The 17664-nt window shown below is 48.2% G+C and carries 19 protein-coding genes; all 19 read left to right on the plus strand.

Annotated features, from left to right (window positions below; all coding sequences use genetic code 11):
- Positions 1-20 precede the first annotated feature (20 nt).
- Complete coding sequence (locus BR63_RS16230) at positions 21-224, plus strand: Sec-independent protein translocase subunit TatA/TatB (RefSeq protein ID WP_051966071.1); 204 nt, start codon at positions 21-23, stop codon at positions 222-224.
- Positions 225-295: 71 nt separating this feature from the next.
- Complete coding sequence (locus BR63_RS16235) at positions 296-757, plus strand: phosphatidylglycerophosphatase A family protein (RefSeq protein ID WP_051966073.1); 462 nt, start codon at positions 296-298, stop codon at positions 755-757.
- Positions 758-1023: 266 nt separating this feature from the next.
- Positions 1024-1515: a pantetheine-phosphate adenylyltransferase gene (gene coaD, locus BR63_RS16240; protein ID WP_034424325.1), complete on the plus strand. Its 492-nt coding sequence runs from the start codon at positions 1024-1026 to the stop codon at positions 1513-1515.
- A 14-nt stretch (positions 1516-1529) separates the two neighbouring features.
- Positions 1530-1763: a trp RNA-binding attenuation protein MtrB gene (mtrB, locus tag BR63_RS16245; RefSeq protein WP_034424328.1), complete on the plus strand. Its 234-nt coding sequence runs from the start codon at positions 1530-1532 to the stop codon at positions 1761-1763.
- A 34-nt stretch (positions 1764-1797) separates the two neighbouring features.
- Positions 1798-1992, plus strand: a complete 195-nt coding sequence (locus BR63_RS16250) for a putative signal transducing protein (RefSeq protein WP_034424331.1) — start codon at positions 1798-1800, stop codon at positions 1990-1992.
- Positions 1993-2160: 168 nt separating this feature from the next.
- The gene (gene pyk, locus BR63_RS16255; protein WP_187142718.1) at positions 2161-3912 is read left to right on the plus strand and encodes a pyruvate kinase; all 1752 of its coding nucleotides are present in this window, start codon (positions 2161-2163) and stop codon (positions 3910-3912) included.
- Between the two features lie 207 nt (positions 3913-4119).
- Entirely contained in the window at positions 4120-4437 is a 318-nt protein-coding gene (locus BR63_RS16260; RefSeq protein ID WP_034424337.1) for a YerC/YecD family TrpR-related protein, read from the plus strand.
- 255 nt (positions 4438-4692) lie between these two features.
- Positions 4693-5868, plus strand: a complete 1176-nt coding sequence (gene hisZ / locus BR63_RS16265; RefSeq protein WP_034424340.1) for an ATP phosphoribosyltransferase regulatory subunit — start codon at positions 4693-4695, stop codon at positions 5866-5868.
- Positions 5858-6520, plus strand: coding sequence for an ATP phosphoribosyltransferase (gene hisG, locus BR63_RS16270; protein ID WP_034424341.1), 663 nt, complete (start codon positions 5858-5860; stop codon positions 6518-6520). Before hisZ ends, hisG begins: the two co-directional genes overlap by 11 nt.
- Positions 6520-7812, plus strand: coding sequence for a histidinol dehydrogenase (hisD, locus tag BR63_RS16275; protein ID WP_034424344.1), 1293 nt, complete (start codon positions 6520-6522; stop codon positions 7810-7812). Before hisG ends, hisD begins: the two co-directional genes overlap by 1 nt.
- A complete protein-coding gene (gene hisB / locus BR63_RS16280) occupies positions 7809-8393 on the plus strand; it encodes an imidazoleglycerol-phosphate dehydratase HisB (RefSeq protein WP_034424346.1) in 585 nt (194 codons plus the stop codon). The genes hisD and hisB overlap by 4 nt, the downstream gene beginning before the upstream one ends.
- Position 8394: 1 nt before the next feature.
- On the plus strand, positions 8395-9024 hold the full coding sequence (hisH, locus tag BR63_RS16285) for an imidazole glycerol phosphate synthase subunit HisH (RefSeq protein ID WP_034424348.1): 630 nt from the start codon (positions 8395-8397) through the stop codon (positions 9022-9024).
- Positions 9002-9727, plus strand: a complete 726-nt coding sequence (gene hisA, locus BR63_RS16290; protein ID WP_034424351.1) for a 1-(5-phosphoribosyl)-5-[(5-phosphoribosylamino)methylideneamino]imidazole-4-carboxamide isomerase — start codon at positions 9002-9004, stop codon at positions 9725-9727. Before hisH ends, hisA begins: the two co-directional genes overlap by 23 nt.
- A 6-nt stretch (positions 9728-9733) precedes the next feature.
- Entirely contained in the window at positions 9734-10492 is a 759-nt protein-coding gene (hisF, locus tag BR63_RS16295; protein ID WP_034424353.1) for an imidazole glycerol phosphate synthase subunit HisF, read from the plus strand.
- Positions 10489-11130, plus strand: coding sequence for a bifunctional phosphoribosyl-AMP cyclohydrolase/phosphoribosyl-ATP diphosphatase HisIE (gene hisIE, locus BR63_RS16300; protein WP_034424355.1), 642 nt, complete (start codon positions 10489-10491; stop codon positions 11128-11130). The genes hisF and hisIE overlap by 4 nt, the downstream gene beginning before the upstream one ends.
- Positions 11131-11186: 56 nt before the next feature.
- Entirely contained in the window at positions 11187-11504 is a 318-nt protein-coding gene (locus BR63_RS16305; RefSeq protein ID WP_034424363.1) for a hypothetical protein, read from the plus strand.
- A gap of 52 nt (positions 11505-11556) precedes the next feature.
- On the plus strand, positions 11557-12813 hold the full coding sequence (kamA, locus tag BR63_RS16310) for a lysine 2,3-aminomutase (RefSeq protein WP_034424364.1): 1257 nt from the start codon (positions 11557-11559) through the stop codon (positions 12811-12813).
- Between the two features lie 371 nt (positions 12814-13184).
- Positions 13185-15533: a DNA helicase PcrA gene (gene pcrA / locus BR63_RS16315; protein WP_243270010.1), complete on the plus strand. Its 2349-nt coding sequence runs from the start codon at positions 13185-13187 to the stop codon at positions 15531-15533.
- A gap of 27 nt (positions 15534-15560) precedes the next feature.
- Positions 15561-17591: an NAD-dependent DNA ligase LigA gene (gene ligA / locus BR63_RS16320; RefSeq protein ID WP_034424366.1), complete on the plus strand. Its 2031-nt coding sequence runs from the start codon at positions 15561-15563 to the stop codon at positions 17589-17591.
- The last annotated feature ends 73 nt before the right edge of the window (positions 17592-17664 follow it).

Below are 17664 nucleotides of genomic sequence, written 5' to 3' on the forward strand. Positions count from 1 at the left end.
ATTTAATTTTGAGGTGGGTCATGACGACATTCGGCTTTATACCAAACGTAGGGTTCTCAGAGCTTTTACTGGTCCTGGTGCTGGCCTTAATTATCTTCGGTCCCGGGAAATTGCCTGAAGTGGGTAAAGCCTTGGGCAAAAGTATTGCCGAGTTTAAAGGAGCCGTAAAAAAGGCGGAAAATGAAATCAAGGAAGAAATAAAGAATATGGAAGAAAAGAAATAGCTTAAGGAAAAACATAAATCTCCTCCCGGCCACATAGATTTTTTTCACAGACCCAGGAGGAGGAGAGAAGGATGAAAAAAGAGACTTTGAAGCAGTTAGTCCAACGGGGGGTTATGGTGGGAGATATTGCCGAGATTGTAAAGTGGCTGCAGGAACCGTATTTTCCCGATTTACAGCTGGCAGAATGTGTCGAGGCAGTGGAGGCTGTACTAAACAAACGTGAAGTTCAGCATGCTGTTTTAACGGGCATTGCCCTGGATATGCTGACGGAACAAAAATTAGTTCCCCAGCCCTTGGCCGGCATTATTGAAGAAGATCAAGGCCTTTATGGCATCGACGAGGTTTTGGCCATGGGTATCACTAATGTCTACGGAACCATAGGCATCACCAGTTTTGGTTATCTCGACAAAATGAAAACAGGGATTATTGGTCGTCTCCACAACGGCAAGGAGGGGAGAGTAAATACTTTTCTCGATGACCTGGTGGCTGCCATTGCTGCCGCAGCGGCTGCGAAAATAGCCCATAACTCTTAAGTAAAGCCCAGTAGAAATACTGGGTTTCTTTTATACCAGTCAGAAAGTATAAGTTTGAGGAGGCATAAGTGCAACTAAGGCTTCCGCCTGCGCCAATGCTTGGTGCAAGCCAAGTTTTCTTTATATTTTTTTCGAAGTTTAGCAGGATTATGAAAAAGGCTTCACGAATTATCAGGGTGAATTAATGACTGAACAAGAATAATTGTGTTGCGACAGGGACACAATGGCATTAAACAGGGAACGGCAATTTTTGAGGGGGGAGATTTTTGCGTATTGCGATTTACCCGGGCACTTTTGACCCTGTTACCAACGGGCATATTCATATTGCGGAAAGAGCCAGCAAACTCTTTGATAAAGTCATTATAGCCGTAGCCAAGGATAATTATAAAAACAATCTCTTTTCTCTTGAGGAAAGACTACAAATGGTGGAAGAGAGCTTACAGTACCTGCCAAACGTAGAGGTGGACAGTTTTTCCGGCCTCCTGGCAGATTATGCTGTTTGTAAGAATGCCCAGGCCTTAATTCGAGGTTTACGGGCAGTATCGGATTTTGAATATGAGATGCAGCTCGCGGCGATGAACAAGCGTTTAAACGAAACCCTGGAAACTGTATTTCTCATGACAGCCGGAGAATACTCTTTTATCAGTTCCAGCATGATCAAACAAGTGGCTGTTTTGGGTGGATGTGTCAAAGGACTGGTACCGCCTATTGTAGAGGCTGGTTTGAAAGAAAAGTACCGTGGAACTGCGAAAGTATGATAGGAGGGGAGAAAATGGCTAACGGCGAGAGAGCATGCACTGATGAATATATTGTGGTGAAGGCTATGGAAAATGGCGTTACCATCAGTGGTTTAACCAGGGGTAAAGACACTAAATTTCACCATTCTGAAAAGTTAGACCGGGGTGAAGTGATGATTGCCCAGTTTACGGAAATTACCTCGGCAATGAAAGTGAGAGGCCGTGCTCGTATCTTTACGAGACATGGTGTGATCGAATCGGGAGAATAGCTGCAGGAATAAGACTTCTGGGGGAGGTTTCTATATGTGGACTGTCGTTTATATTGCGCCTAACAGACCAACAGCTGAACAACTAAAAACACTTTTAATGAATGAAGGACTCTTAGTGATGCTCCGTTCCGTAGGCGTTCCCCACCTGGGTGATTCAGGTTCCGTGGAGATTTTAGTACCGGAGTCTGAAGCGGAAGAAGCCCATGAAATCCTTACGGGTGCACTATAAGTAATAAAGTTTAGACTGGAAGGTTTGGAAAAAACAGGTATAATTGTCTGCAGTAAACGACACGAAAAAAGATATTGACCATCAGGGACAAAAAACGTCCCTGATGGTCAATATTAACATAGTGACACGTCAAAGTTACATAGGTAAGAGAATAAAGGAGGAGAGATTATGCGGAAAACAAAAATTATTTGTACCATTGGTCCGGCCAGTGAACAGGTTCCTGTCCTTAAGGAGCTCCTAAAAAGCGGTATGAACGTGGCCCGTTTAAATTTTTCCCATGGGTCCCACGATGAACACAGGCAGCGCATTATGAATATCAGGCAGGCTTCCAAGGAACTGGGAATACCTGTGGCCATTATGTTGGATACGAAAGGTCCGGAAATTAGAACAGGTCTCCTGGAACAAGGGAAAATCGAGTTAAAAGCCGGGGAAGAAATCATCCTGACCACCGAAGAAATCATGGGTACGGAAAAACGCATCAGTATAAGTTATCCAGGTTTACCAGGTGATGTCAGCGAAGGCGTGCAGATTCTCTTAGATGACGGGCTTATTGCTCTCCGTGTCACGAAAGTGCAAGGGTCTGATATTCACTGTGTCATTGAAAACGGAGGGGAACTGGGCAACCGGAAGGGAGTTAACGTTCCCGGCGTACAAATCAATTTGCCGGCCATGACCCAAAAAGATGTCGATGATATTACCTTTGGCGTTCAGGAAAACGTCGATTTCATAGCCGCCTCTTTCATTCGCTCAGCCAGTGATGTCCTGGCTATCCGTAAATTACTGGAGGACCAGGGGGCCGACATTGATATTATTTCTAAAATCGAAAACCACCAGGGTGTGATGAACCTTGATGAAATCATTCAGGTCTCTGACGGCATTATGGTAGCCAGGGGTGATTTGGGTGTGGAGATTCCGGCTGAAGAGGTTCCCCTGGTGCAAAAAACCATGATTGAAAAGTGTAATATTGCCGGAAAACCTGTAATCACCGCTACTCAAATGCTGGATTCCATGATCAGAAATCCCCGTCCCACCAGGGCGGAGGCCAGTGACGTGGCCAATGCCATCTTTGACGGCAGTGACGCCATTATGCTTTCCGGCGAAACGGCAGCGGGTAAATATCCCCTCCTGGCTGTACAAACCATGGCCCGCATCGCCCTGCGGGCGGAGGAATCCCTGAACTGGCGTGAATTGATTAAAAAGAGGGCTTTAACTGTGGCCCGCACTACTACGGAAGCCATCAGTCATGCCACCTGTGCCACGGCTCTCAGTCTGGGCGCAGCGGCTATCATTACCGCCACCAAGTCGGGTTCTACAGCACATATGGTATCGAAATACCGTCCCCAGGCACCTATTATTGCTGTAACACCACAGGAGAAGGTCTATAGGAAGCTCCTTTTGGTATGGGGTGTATACCCGCTCTTATCCCCTGAGAGTGATACTACTGATGAAATGATTGACACTGCAGTCAACACCGCTTTACAGGCCGGGTATATTCGTAACGGTGATCTGGTAGTGATTACCGCAGGCGTACCCGTGGGCATTCCTGGTTCTACCAACCTGTTAAAGGTTCATACCGTAGGGGAAGTCCTGGCCAAAGGAACAGGTATTGGACGTGGTTCTGTAGCAGGCCGTATAGTGATTGCCGAAACCGGCGAGGAAGCTAAAGCCAGGATGCAGAAGGGAGATATTCTCGTTGCTTCCTCTACTGACCGGGACTTTATTCCCGCCATGGAACTTGCCGGCGCCATTATCACAGAAGAGGGTGGACTAACTTCTCATGCTGCCATTGTGGGTATAAACCTGGGGATACCTGTGATTGTTGGGGTGGCGGAAGCTACCAAACTCCTGTCCCAGTACAGTACAGTTACCATCGATCCTGTCCGTGGCCTTATCTATAAAGGAAACGCGAAAGTGTTATAATCGACATTCCGATATCCGCTATCCGAATTTAGAGTTATCTTAAATTTGGATAGCGTTTTTAATTTGGCTAGAAATACTTTCTCAAAAGAAATATTATGATTATCGGAATTCGGAAGTCGGATTTCGGAAATCGTTTCTTTTAACAGCAGGATTTTAATATGTTAAAGTAGAACTAGAGAAAAAAAGGCAAAAGAGGTGAGCCTGATTATGGGCTATGACAGCCGTTTGAAGGATGAGTTTACGGATAAACTTTTTGAAGCCATTTTACTTCTGGAAACAGAGGAAGAATGCTACCGCTTTTTTGAGGATATTTGTACAGTGGCAGAAATCAAGGCCATCGCTCAGCGGCTGGAAGTGGCCAAGATGCTCGATCAGGATAAAACATATACGGAAATTGCAGAAGAAACAGGGGCCAGTACCGCCACCATCAGCCGGGTCAAAAGATGTTTGTATTTTGGGGCTGATGGGTACCAGCTCATATTAAAACGTTTAAAAGCGAAGAATAAGGATGAAAAAACCGGCTGACAAGCCGGTTTTTTCTATATAGGCCGACTTTCCGTTTTCAGATGTCCGACATCCGATGAGGTTTATCGCTGCCCGCCACCCGCTACCAGCTACCCGAAGATATGCTGCTAATTCGGGTAGCGGGGAATCGAGAAACGGGAAACGTAGGTCACTACCAACTATCAACTAATTTTTTCTTGACAATTGGCCGGTCTATTCATACAATTAATTTAATTAGCATATTAATACTTTAACAAACTAAAGGATGTGCGGTGAATGTACCAGAAAAGAACCTGGAATATACCGGTAGGGATGCGCGATTGGCTGCCCGGTGAGGCTGCCAGGAGAAGGGATCTCACCAACGAGCTTTTGCAAACCATGGCCACCTGGGGATATACGGAAATCGCTACCCCTCTTTTAGAGTATTACCAGACCCTGGTTCAGGGGGAAGAGGGGGCTGTTCAGGACCAGTTATATAAACTGATTGACAGGGATGGCAGTATCCTGGCTTTGCGACCGGAACTGACTACACCTATAGCCCGTGTGGTAAGCAGTAAAATAGAGGGGGCTCCTCCCTGGCGCTTAATGTATGGTGCAGAAGTATTCAGGTATGAAGACGTGCAGACAGGCAGGCAGCGGGAGTTCAGCCAGGTTGGTGCGGAACTCATCGGACAGGAGGGCCCGGAAGCTGACTGCGAAATATTGGCTTTAGCAATAGAAGCCTTAAAAACCCAAGGGTTGGAGCGTTTTACCGTGAGTATCGGTCATATGGGAGTACTCCAGGGATTACTACAAAGTTTAACCTGTGAAGAGAACCAGCTTAAAGCAGTGCGCCATCTTGTGCTGGAGAAAGATTTTGTCGGCTTAAATGAGCTTTTGGAGAAAGCTGGCCTGGCTCAAGAGAAAAGGGAAGCGGTTGTGGATTTATTAACCCGCCCTCTGGATATTGATAATTTCCCTATGACCGGTTCAGGTTTACCTGGCGAAATTCTTACGGCCCTGGCAGATCTAAAGGGAATAGTAAACCTTATCGCTTTATACGGCTATGAACCATATATTCAGGTGGATTTAAGTACTCTCCGTAACCAAGAATACTATACGGGGATGGTTTTTGAGGTTTATACTGCCGGACTTGGTTACCCCATAGGTGGCGGCGGCCGTTATGATCATCTTCTCCACCGTTTTGGTCATTCCTACCCGGCTACCGGCTTTGCCCTGGGGGTTGACCGCCTTCTTCTCAGCCTGGCCCAGAAAGAAAAAAAGAGTGAGCTGTTTCTGGTAGCGGGGGAAGAACCCGGTCTCGTCCTTAAAAAGGCTCAAACTTTACGGGCCGAGGGCAAGAAAGTCATTGCGGAATTGAGAAGAATCACGGAACAAGAAGCAAAACTGCTTTCTAGGGAAAAAGAGGCCCAACTTGTCTGGTTAGGAGGGGTGACTTACTATGGAGACTAAACTGACCATCGCTCTGCCCAAGGGAAAACTCTTCGCACCCAGTATTGAGTTGTTAAGCCAATGTGGTTTCAACTGTGCTCACTTTTCCGATGAGGCCCGGACTTTAGTCTTTACCGACGAAAAAAACCAAACCAGCTTTATCATCTGTCGGCCCACGGATATACCCACCTATGTGGAATACGGTGCGGCAGATTTAGGTATTGTGGGTAAGGACAGCATTATGGAAGCAGGTAAGAATCTCTATGAACTGGTGGATTTAAAGTATGGCTACTGCCGTTTTGTGGTGGCCGCTCCCCGCAGTGTGCTGTCTCCAGACGGTGAATACCAGTGGAAAGCGGGGCTCAGGATAGCCACCAAGTTTCCTACTATCGCCAAAGAATTTGTCAAACGGAAAGGTCTCCATGCCGAGATCATCAAACTCCACGGCAATATAGAATTAGCCCCCAGAGTGGGCCTGGCCGAACTTATCATTGATATTGTTTCCACCGGAAAAACCTTGCAGGAAAACAATCTTGTCCCCCTGGAGGAAATCGGCTCGGCTACGGCCCGTCTCGTGGTGAACAGGGCCAGTTACCGCCTGAAATCAGAAGCAATTAATCACATTGTCAGTAGAATGAAGGAAATATTACAGCAGGAAGGGGGGAGCCCTTGATGCTGCCCATTTATCGTTGGCCGGAAAAAAAAGCTGCAGAAAGAATTAAACCTGCGGCTTTGGAGGACTTAAGCGTACAAGCCCAGGTGGCGGAAATACTAAGTGAGGTCGTGAAGAACGGAGATGAGGCCATTCTTCGCTACACAGAACGTTTTGACGGCTGTCGTCTAACAAAAGACAGCTTGAGGGTTAGGGAAGAAGAAATACAAGAAGCTTACGACAAGGTTGATACCCAGTTTCTTCACTCTTTGCGGCAGGCCAAAGAAAACATCATAAGTTTTCACACCCTGCAAAAACAAAAGGACTGGTTTGTGCAGGACGAAAGGGGTTCCCTGGTGGGGCAAGTTTACCGGCCTTTAGAGAGAGTCGGTATTTACGTGCCGGGAGGGACAGCCAACTATCCTTCCTCGGTATTAATGACCAGTCTGCCCGCTGTAGTGGCGGGCGTCCCGGAGATTGTAATGGTAACACCGCCGGGCAAGGACGGCGGTATCCCAGCCCCTACCTTGGTAGCAGCCCACGAAGCCGGTGTAGGAGAAATATATCGGGTAGGCGGTGCCCAGGCTGTGGCAGCATTGGCCTACGGCACGGAGAGTATCCGCCCTGTAGACAAGATTGTGGGACCGGGCAACATCTATGTGACCATGGCTAAGAAACTCGTATACGGCCAAGTAGGTATCGATATGCTGGCGGGACCCAGTGAAATTCTGCTCATTGGGGATGGGAGTGTGGCTCCCGCATATGCGGCAGCGGACCTTCTTTCCCAGGCAGAACATGACAAAAGAGCCCGGGCTTTTCTTGTCACCAATGATGGTAACTGGGCCAGTAAGGTAAGGGAAGAAGTAGAGAAGCAGTTAACATCACTGCCGCGGGAGAATGTGGCTCGGGAGGCCTTAACGAGTTTCGGAGCCATTATTCTTGTTGAGGACTTGGAAGAAGCCTTTGCTGTGTCCAACTTTATCGCCCCCGAACATCTGGAACTGCTCTTAGCCGATCCCTGGCCACATCTTGCCAAAATAAAACATGCAGGGGCCGTCTTCTTAGGTCCCTATTCACCGGAGCCTTTGGGGGATTACTGGGCAGGTCCCAGCCATGTCCTGCCTACAGGTGGAACAGCCCGCTATGCTTCGCCCCTGGGGGTAGAAGATTTTTGTAAACGCTCCAGTATTATCAGCTATACGGCGAAAGGTTTTACCATGGCTGCCCGATCTATTATGCACTTGGCGGAGATAGAAGGTTTGACGGCCCATGGCAGGGCCATAGGCGTTCGCCTTGAGGAGGATGGGTTATGAGTTTACGACGCGGTTTTGTGGAGCGAAGTACTAAAGAGACGAAAATCAAACTGGAATTAACCCTGGAGGGACAGGGCCTTTTTAAGGGCGAGAGCGGTATTGGGTTTTTCGACCATATGCTGGATTCCTTGGTCAGGCACAGCGGTTTTGACATTAGCCTGGAGGCTGAAGGCGATCTTTTTGTTGATGACCATCATACTGTAGAAGATATAGGAATCTGCCTGGGGAAGGCTTTTTTCCAGGCGCTGGGTGACAAAAAGGGTATAGCCCGTTATGCCTCCCTGGCCTTACCCATGGATGAGTCCCTGGTCCTTTGTGCTGTGGACATCAGCGGGCGGCCCGGATTTTATCCGGAACTTGTCTTTCCCACCGAGAAAATAGGGCAGTTTGACTGCCAGTTGATAGAAGAATTCTGGCGGGCCTTTGTGCAGGAAGCCAGGATTACCCTTCATCTCAGGCAACTGGCGGGAAAAAATTCTCACCACCTGGCGGAGGCTGTCTTTAAAGGAACAGGCAGGATTCTAAAAGAGGCAACCCGCCTGGTAGGAGAGGAAATACCTTCGGCCAAGGGGGTTTTATAAAATGAAGACAGCGGTGATCGATTACGGTCTGGGTAACCTGGCTAGTGTGGCCCAGGGTTTGAAAGCTGCCGGATTAGAACCTTTGATTACCCGGGAGCATCACGAGATCCTGGAGGCCCGGGCAGTAGTCCTGCCAGGTGTAGGGGCCTTCCCTAAGGGGATGGAAAATTTAAAGGACTTGGGTCTCCTGCCTGTTATTGCTGAGGTGGTGCAGAGAGGAACCCCTTTCCTGGGGATATGTCTGGGGATGCAGCTGCTATTTGAAGAAGGGGAGGAATACGGGAAGCATCAGGGTTTAGGTTTCATTAAGGGAAAAGTTGTCCGCTTTCCCAAAGGGTTAAAGGTCCCTCACATGGGCTGGAATACCCTGAAGATAGAAAAAAGCCATCCTCTGTTAAGCGGTGTTCCCGATGACAGCTATGTTTACTTTGTCCATTCTTACTGTGGAGCGGGGTATAATTCTTCCCATGTAGCAGCAACTTCATTTTATGGTATAGAATTTCCTGCCATTGTGTGCTTTAATAACATCATGGGTATACAATTTCATCCTGAAAAAAGCAGCCAGATCGGACTAAAGATACTGAAAAATTTTGGGGAGTTGGTAAGTCATGTTGGTAATCCCGGCGATTGATTTGAGGGACGGCCGCTGTGTCCGTCTAGTCCAGGGACAAAAAGGCACAGAAACAATCTATTCAGATGAACCGGTGGAAATGGCCCAGCTCTGGGAGGAGCGGGGAGCCCGGAGACTGCATGTGGTTGACCTGGATGGCGCCTTTACGGGAACACCACAAAATCTGGAAATTGTTAAACAGATGGTGGAGTCGGTACGGATTCCTATTCAATTAGGTGGAGGAATACGTTCCCTGGAAACTGTGAAGAAAGTCCTGGACGCAGGTGTGGACAGGGTTATCCTCGGCACTGCCGCCATCCTTTCACCGGAGTTGGTTTGCCAGTGCAGCAAGGAATTTGGCGACAGTATCCTGGTAGGAATTGACGGAAGAGATGGTTTAGTGGCCATTGAAGGCTGGGAATCAACGGTGGAAATGACAGTAGAAGCTTTAGCCCTGGAGATTGCCAAGCTGGGCATCAAACGGGTTGTTTTTACGGACACGCGCCGGGACGGGACTCTGCGTGGTCCTAATATAGAGGCAACCAAACGCCTGGCCCAGACCAGCGGTCTTAAGGTTATTGCTTCCGGCGGGGTTTCTTCCCTGGATGACCTGCGTAACCTTAAGTCTCTAAAACCTTTTGGCGTAGAGGGTGTCATCATGGGCAAGGCCCTTTATAACGGGACCATCAGCCTGAAGGAAGCCCTGGAGATTATGGAGGATTAATTTGTTATGCTGGCAAAAAGAATCATACCCTGCTTAGATGTGGACAAGGGCAGGGTGGTGAAAGGTACAAAATTCTTGGAACTGAAAGACGCCGGAGACCCTGTGGAATTAGCAGCTTATTATGACAGGGCAGGGGCTGATGAGTTAGTTTTTCTCGATATCACCGCCTCCAGCGAACACAGGAATATCATCCTGGATGTAGTTTCGCGGGTTGCCGAAAAGGTCTTTATTCCCTTCACCGTGGGCGGGGGAATCCGCTCTGTCCAGGATATGCGAAAGATACTGCAGGCGGGAGCCGACAAAGTGGCTCTTAATACCGCTGCCGTCCAGAATCCCGGGGTCATCAGTGAAGGAGCTTATCATTTTGGCAGTCAGTGTGTGGTGGTGGCTATCGATGCCCGCAAGGTTGCTGAGGGCAGGTGGGAGGTCTACATTCATGGTGGACGTACCCCCACAGGCCTGGATGTGATTACCTGGGCCAAAAAAGTAGAAGAATTGGGCGCGGGTGAAATACTCCTCACCAGTATGGATCGGGACGGTACCAAAGAGGGCTATGACCTGGAACTCACCAGGGCGGTAAGTGAGGCTGTGTCTGTGCCCGTTATTGCCTCAGGCGGTGTGGGAACTGTGGAGCATCTTTATGAAGGAGCTATTTTGGGCCAGGCCGATGGCCTCTTGGCCGCTTCCATCTTCCATTTTGGTGAAAAAACAATAGCTGAAGTTAAAAACTATCTTAACACGAAGGGGGTTGTCGTGCGGTTATGAAGATAACCCCGGAAACTATTGCTTCTTTAAAGTTTGATGATAAAGGCTTGATTCCTGCCGTGGTCCAGGATGTGAAAACAGGGACCGTTTTAATGGTAGCCTACATGAACCGGGAGGCCCTGGAAAAAACCCTCAGCGAAGGACGAACCTGGTTTTACAGCCGCAGCCGCCAGACCCTCTGGGCCAAAGGTGAGACCTCCGGTCATATCCAGCAGGTGGCGGGTATCTTTTATGATTGTGACGGCGATACCCTCCTGGTTCAGGTGCACCAGACCGGTGCGGCCTGTCATGAAGGAACCTTTTCCTGTTTTACCAGGCCTCTGCTGGTCAAAGAAGATGCTGTCTCACCGGACTGGGCTCTTTTATCCTGGCTGGAGGAACTCGTTAAACAAAGAAAAGAAACCCTTCCGCCCGATTCCTATACCACCTATCTTTTTACCAAGGGGATTGATAAAATCCTGAAAAAAGTGGGAGAGGAAACCACGGAAGTAGTGATCGCCGCCAAAGGCGGCAAACGGGAGGAAATAATTTACGAAACGGCAGACCTCCTGTATCATCTCCTTGTCCTTTTGCGGGAAAAAGAAATTGATTTACAGGACATCTGGCGGGAACTTGCACGGAGACACAAAGAAAAATAACCGGGTATAAACACCTCTTTTTACCCTCATACTAAGGTAAAAGGAGGTGTTTATTTTTGGCCGAGAGTAGAGTTTATGATTTGGGTAATGGCGTAACATATACAACGAGAAGGAACGAGCAAAGAATGACAGGGGCAATGGACATCGAAGATATGCGTGAGCAGGGTATTACCAACGAAGTGACCGGGGAAAAAGCCAGAAATAAGGCCAGAGAACAGCATAAAAGGTTTGAGAACAACAAGTTTGAAATGGGCCAGGATTTCGGGCTTGGTCGTAATCCCCACCGGGCTTTCGAGGCGGTAAGGGATATCGATGCCGACGGCATGGGCAAGAAGAAAACAGGGTTCGACTTTAACTTTTTTGGTGATGAATAAAAATCAGCGCTTCCGCAAAAAACGGAAGCGCTAAATCTTATGAGGTGAGACCATGTCGGAGATTGCTTCATACTGGGCTTATGTGAGCCCCCAGGAGTGGAATGACTGGCACTGGCAGGTGGCCCACCGGGTTCAAACTTTGGAGGAATTAAAAAAGATCATCCACTTAACGCCGGAAGAAGAAAAAGGGGTAGAATCCTGTCTTCATACTTTGAGGATGGCCATCACACCCTATTATGCTTCACTTATGGATAAAAACGACCCCAGTGACCCTATTCGCCAGCAGGCAGTTCCCAGGACCATGGAACTGCAAATGGGAGAACACGAGATGGAAGACCCGCTCCATGAGGATGTGGATTCTCCCGTACCGGGGCTTACCCATCGTTATCCTGACAGGGTTTTGTTTCTGGTTACCGACCAGTGTTCCATGTACTGCCGCCACTGTACGCGGCGGCGGTTTGCCGGTAATGCTGATGCTTCCTTACCAAAGGAGCAGATTGACCAGGCCCTTGTCTATATTAAGAAAACCCCTACCATCCGCGATGTCTTGATTTCCGGCGGCGACAGCCTGCTTCTGTCCGACGAAAAAATAGAATATATTGTAGGGAGTCTCAGGAAAATTCCGCACATAGAGCTGATTCGCTTCGGCTCCCGTACACCTGTGGTCCTTCCCCAGCGTATTACTCCCGAGCTGTGTAACATGTTGAAAAAATACCCTCCCGTTTACTTAAATACCCACTTTAATCACCCCAAAGAGATAACTCCTGAAGCCGAGGAGGTCTGTGCCCGTTTAGCCGATGCCGGAATACCCCTGGGGAATCAGACAGTATTGCTGCGGGGAATCAACGACTGTCCCTATATTATCAAGGAATTGATGCATGCCCTTTTGCGCATCAGGGTGCGCCCCTATTACCTGTACCAGTGCGACATTTCGCCGGGATTGGAGCACTTCCGAACTCCGGTCTCCAAAGGCATTGAAATCATGGAGCTCTTACGGGGGCATACCACGGGCCTGGCTGTACCTACCTATGTAGTGGATGCACCCGGCGGGGGTGGAAAAATCCCCGTTGCTCCCACCTATCTTATTTCCCAGTCGACCCACAAAGTGATCCTGCGGAACTATGAAGGGATGATTTGTGCTTACCCTGAACCTGCGGTTACAAACAGTAACTGTGACGAATCCTGTGAGGCTTGCCGGCGTCTGACCCACTTGCCAAAAACGGGAATAGAGAAGCTTTTGTCAGGAGAAAAAATGAGTCTCGTACCTAAAGGAAACATTCGGGAAAAACGCCGTTATACCTGTACTTAGAAAGTTTATTTTTTCGCTGCCTGTCCCCCGATACCGAAATCGGTTTTAATTACTAGGTGTCGGGTATTTTTTATATACATAAAAAAGTAGGTTCAAGGAAAATTTCCCTGAACCTATAGAGTGGAGGAGATAAGAGGAGTTGTTCATTATAAATTATTGCCGGGAAAGAGGTACTCTATACATTCCGGTTAAAAATTTAAAAGAAAACTTTTACAGGTATTTTTCTCCTTTATCATTTTATATAATAAGCAGGGACGGGCCGAATGGTGCCTGTCACAGCTCAGTAAAAAATACGATTTTTCCGGCGAAAAAAGCGGAATATGGTACAATAACTGTATGTAAAGATTAGACATTTAAAGGGAGGACAACCAGTGGTCTTACAAAACAAGATGATAGAGGAGTACTGGAGATTAAGAGAAGAGATAAGAAACCACCTGTTCCGGCGTTTAAATTCGGAACAGTATAAAGCAGTAGAAACGGGAGAAGGACCGGTCCTTTGCCTGGCAGGAGCCGGTTCCGGGAAAACAACGGCCATGGTCTACCGGGTCTTACACCTGTTACTTTTTGGTCCCAAACACAATCCCAAACCAGAGCCCCCGGCGGATATGACGGAACAGGATCTGCGGATGATGGAGGACTGGCTGAAACAAGAAAAAAACCGGAAGGGAGGTTTACTGCCTCCCCGGATTAAATACCTTATCGGCATGTTGGGGATCAGTCCCCGCTCCATCCTGGCCATTACTTTTACCAATAAAGCCGCCCAGGAAATGAGAACACGCCTGGAAGCGGTGCTTGGTGATATCAGCAGGGAAATGTGGGTGATGACTTTTCATGCAGCCTGTGTGCGTATCCTGCGCAGGGAAATTACCGCCCTGGGATATACTTCTGATTTTGTCATTTATGATACCCAGGACCAGCAGCAGGTTATCAAAGGAGTACTTAAAGAACTGAACCTGGATGAGAAGAAATTTACCCCCCGTACCATGCTTCATCTCATAAGTAAGTTTAAGAATGAGCTAAAAAGCACCAAAGATGCGAAACTCCTGGCCGGAGATTTTTTGGAGGACAAGGCGGCTAAAGCTTATGAGATCTACCAGAAACGTTTAAAAGAAAACAATGCCCTGGATTTTGACGATCTCATCTCCCTTACGGTCCAGGTCTTCGAAAAATACCCTGAGGTGCTCAAGAAGTACCAGGAAAGGTTCCGTTACGTTATGGTGGATGAATACCAGGACACCAACCATGCCCAGTATGTGCTGGTAAATCTTTTGAGCCAAAAATACAAGAATCTATGTGTGGTAGGGGACGATGACCAGTCCATCTACGGTTTCCGCCAGGCCGATATAAGAAACATTTTGGAATTTGAGCGGGATTACCCCCAGGCCAAAGTCATTAAATTAGAACAAAATTACCGGTCCACCCAGAGCATTTTGGCTGCTGCCAACCAGGTCATCAAAAATAATGTGGGAAGAAAGAAAAAGAGCCTCTGGACGGAAAATCCCCAGGGTGAACGGCTTGTCCTCTACCGGGCCCAGAATGAACAGGACGAGGCCCGGTATGTGGCAGAGCGCATCAGAGAATTCACCCAGGGCCATTACCGCTACCAGGATTGTGCCGTGTTAATGCGGACCAACGCCCAATCCCGTGTACTGGAAGAATGGTTTCTGCGGGCCGGTATACCCTATAAAATCGTAGGCGGCCTGAAATTCTACGAGCGTAAAGAAATTAAAGACATCCTGGCCTATTTAAAATTGCTGGCCAATCCCAGTGACAGTATCAGTCTGCGCCGCATCATTAATGTGCCCCGCCGGGGCGTGGGTGAGGCCACTGTCCAGAAGGTGGAGGATTTCAGCAGAGCGGAAGGACTACCTGTCTATGAGGCCCTCAAGCAGTATGAAAGCTTAGGCCTCACGGCCAAGATAGCCAGGGGTATTGCCGTTTTTGTCAATTTCATGGACAAGATGTACCGGTTGGTGGGACAAGTTTCCCTCACTGAGCTTACGGAAAAAATACTGGTAGAATCGGGTTACTGGCAGGAGCTTCTGGAAGATAATACTGTAGAGAGCCAGAGCCGCCGGGAAAACCTCAAAGAATTTCTTACAGTAACCCAGAATTATGAAAAAGAAGCGGTTGAACCATCCCTGGGCGGATTCCTGGCTGAGGTTTCCCTGGTCAGTGATATTGATACCTTAGAAGACCAGAGCCAGGCTGTGGTCGTGATGACCATGCATACAGCCAAGGGTTTGGAGTTCCCCGTGGTCTTTATTGTAGGCATGGAGGAGGGGATTTTTCCTCATTCTCGCTCTCTTCTCAACGAAAGCGAACTGGAAGAAGAAAGACGTTTGTGTTACGTGGCCTTAACCCGGGCCAAAGAGAAAATACACCTGGTTTGTGCCCGGGAGCGGAATCTCTATGGTAATACAAGTTATAACCCGCCCTCCCGTTTTATCGGGGAAATTCCGCCCCAGCTTTGGGAAGAATATCAAAGTAATCATGATTTCTTCCCCACTACCCGGGCTCCGGTTCCCGTTACCTCGCCGGGGCCGGGGGGGTATACTCAATTTAACGTGGGCGATAAGGTAGAACACCGCAAATGGGGACAGGGTGTGGTAGTCAGTGTCAAGGGAGAAGGAGAAGAAGCGGAAATTAAAGTGGCTTTCCCCAATTTAGGTATTAAGAGCCTGGTAGCGAAATACGCACCCATCTCCAAAATCCAGTAAGCCTAATTAAAGGCAAGGGGGATTTATATGGACCAGACTGAGATGCTGAAGGAAATGGAAAAACTGGTAGAACAGTTAAACCAGTATGCTTACGAGTACTATACTCTGGACAATCCCAGTATCAGTGACCGGGAATATGATCGACTCTATGACCGCTTAAAGGCCATGGAAGAGAAAACAGGGGTGGTACTCCCCAACTCACCCACCCAGCGGGTGGGAGATGTGCTCCTCACCGAATTTAAAAAGCACACCCACAAAGCCAAATTGTGGAGTTTGGACAAAGCCCAGAATGAAGAGGAACTGAGAAGCTGGGAAAAGAGGCTGGAAAAGGCCATCGAAGAATACAATGCTTCTCATGATGTTCCTTTACCCCCTCTCTCCTACGTGGTTACCCTCAAGTTCGACGGATTAACCATCAATTTGACATACTACGAGGGTGTCTTACAGCATGCCGCCACCAGGGGGACAGGCGAAGTAGGGGAGGAAATTCTTGCTCAAATAAAAACCATCAAGTCCATACCTCTCGCCATCAAGAGTAAAGCCTTACTGGAAATTCGCGGCGAGGCCCTCATGACCAAAAAGGCCTTTGCAGAGTATAATGCCAAGGCTCTAGTCCCTTTAAAGAATCCCCGTAATGGAGCGGCCGGCGCTTTAAGGAATCTCAATATCCAGGAAACGGCCAAACGCAAGCTCATTGCCTGGTTTTATGATATTGGTTTTAGCCAGGGAGAGTCTTTCCGGAACTATGAGGAGATCCTGGCTTTTCTTAAGGAACAAAAGCTGCCTGTCCATAAATACCATAAGACCTGCCGCAGTATAGCAGAAGTGATCCGGGAGGTCAAGGAACTGGAAAGAATCCGGGATACTTTCGAGTTCGAAATTGACGGGGCTGTGATTGTGGTGAACGATCTGCCCACGCGGGAGGTTATTGGTTATACTATCAAATTCCCCAAGTGGGCCATTGCCTATAAATTCGAAGCCAAGGATGCCGTAACCACCGTGCTTGCGGTAGAATGGAATGTGGGCCGCACCGGAAAGGTAACCCCTACTGCTCTTTTGGAACCTGTGGATATCGGGGGAGTAACCGTGAAGCGGGCTACCCTTAATAACATGGATGACATCAAGCGGAAAGGCGTAAGATTAGGATGCCAGGTCTTTGTGCGTCGTTCCAATGATGTGATCCCCGAAATAACCGGTGTAGTGGAAGAATCTTTATCCGGCACTGCAGAAATAAAAGCACCGGAAGTTTGCCCGGCCTGCGGGGCTGATTTGATCCAGGACGGGGTGCATCTATTCTGTGAGAACTCCCTCTCTTGCAAACCCCAGCTGGTGAAAAGCATCGTACATTTTGCCAGCCGGGAGGCCATGAATATCGAAGGATTCAGTGAAAAAACGGCGGAGCAGCTTTTTGAAAAGCTGGATATCCGGGAAATCTCCGACCTCTACCGTCTCACCAGGGAAGACCTTTTTACCCTGGAGAAGTTTAAAGAGAAAAAGGTGCAAAACCTTTTGGATTCCATAGAAAAAAGTAAAGACTGTACCCTGGATTCCTTTATCTACGCCCTGGGAATTCCCAATGTGGGCAAAAAAACAGCCGGCGACCTGGCCCGAACTTTCCAGTCCCTGGAGGGTGTCATGCAGGCTACCCGGGAAGAATTACTGGCCATACCTGAGATCGGAGAGATTGTTGCAGACAGCATCCTTAAATTCCTCCACGATGAAAAAATAAAGGAAAGCATAGAGAGCCTCCTGGCCTCGGGCGTAAGGCCCCAATTCGTAAAAGGTCCTGAGACGGACAGCCCCTTCAAAGATAAAACGGTGGTAGTGACCGGAACCTTGCAGAATTTCACCCGGTCTGAGATTGAGAAACTCTTAAGCGATTTGGGGGCTAAAGTTTCCGGCAGTGTCAGCAAGAAGACGGATTACGTAATAGCAGGTGAAAACGCCGGGTCCAAACTGGATAAAGCCAGGGCCATCCTGGAGACCGAACCTGAGTCAATTCTCAAAATACTTACGGAAGAAGAATTCCAGGAGTTGTTAAAAGGAATTAAAAGTTAATAAAGACGAAACAGAAACCTGTGTTTATACCGGGAAGGCTTTTGCATCAGTCGATCCACGGTACAGAAGTATA

Source organism: Thermanaerosceptrum fracticalcis, from assembly GCF_000746025.2.
GTDB classification, from domain to species: domain Bacteria; phylum Bacillota; class Peptococcia; order DRI-13; family DRI-13; genus Thermanaerosceptrum; species Thermanaerosceptrum fracticalcis.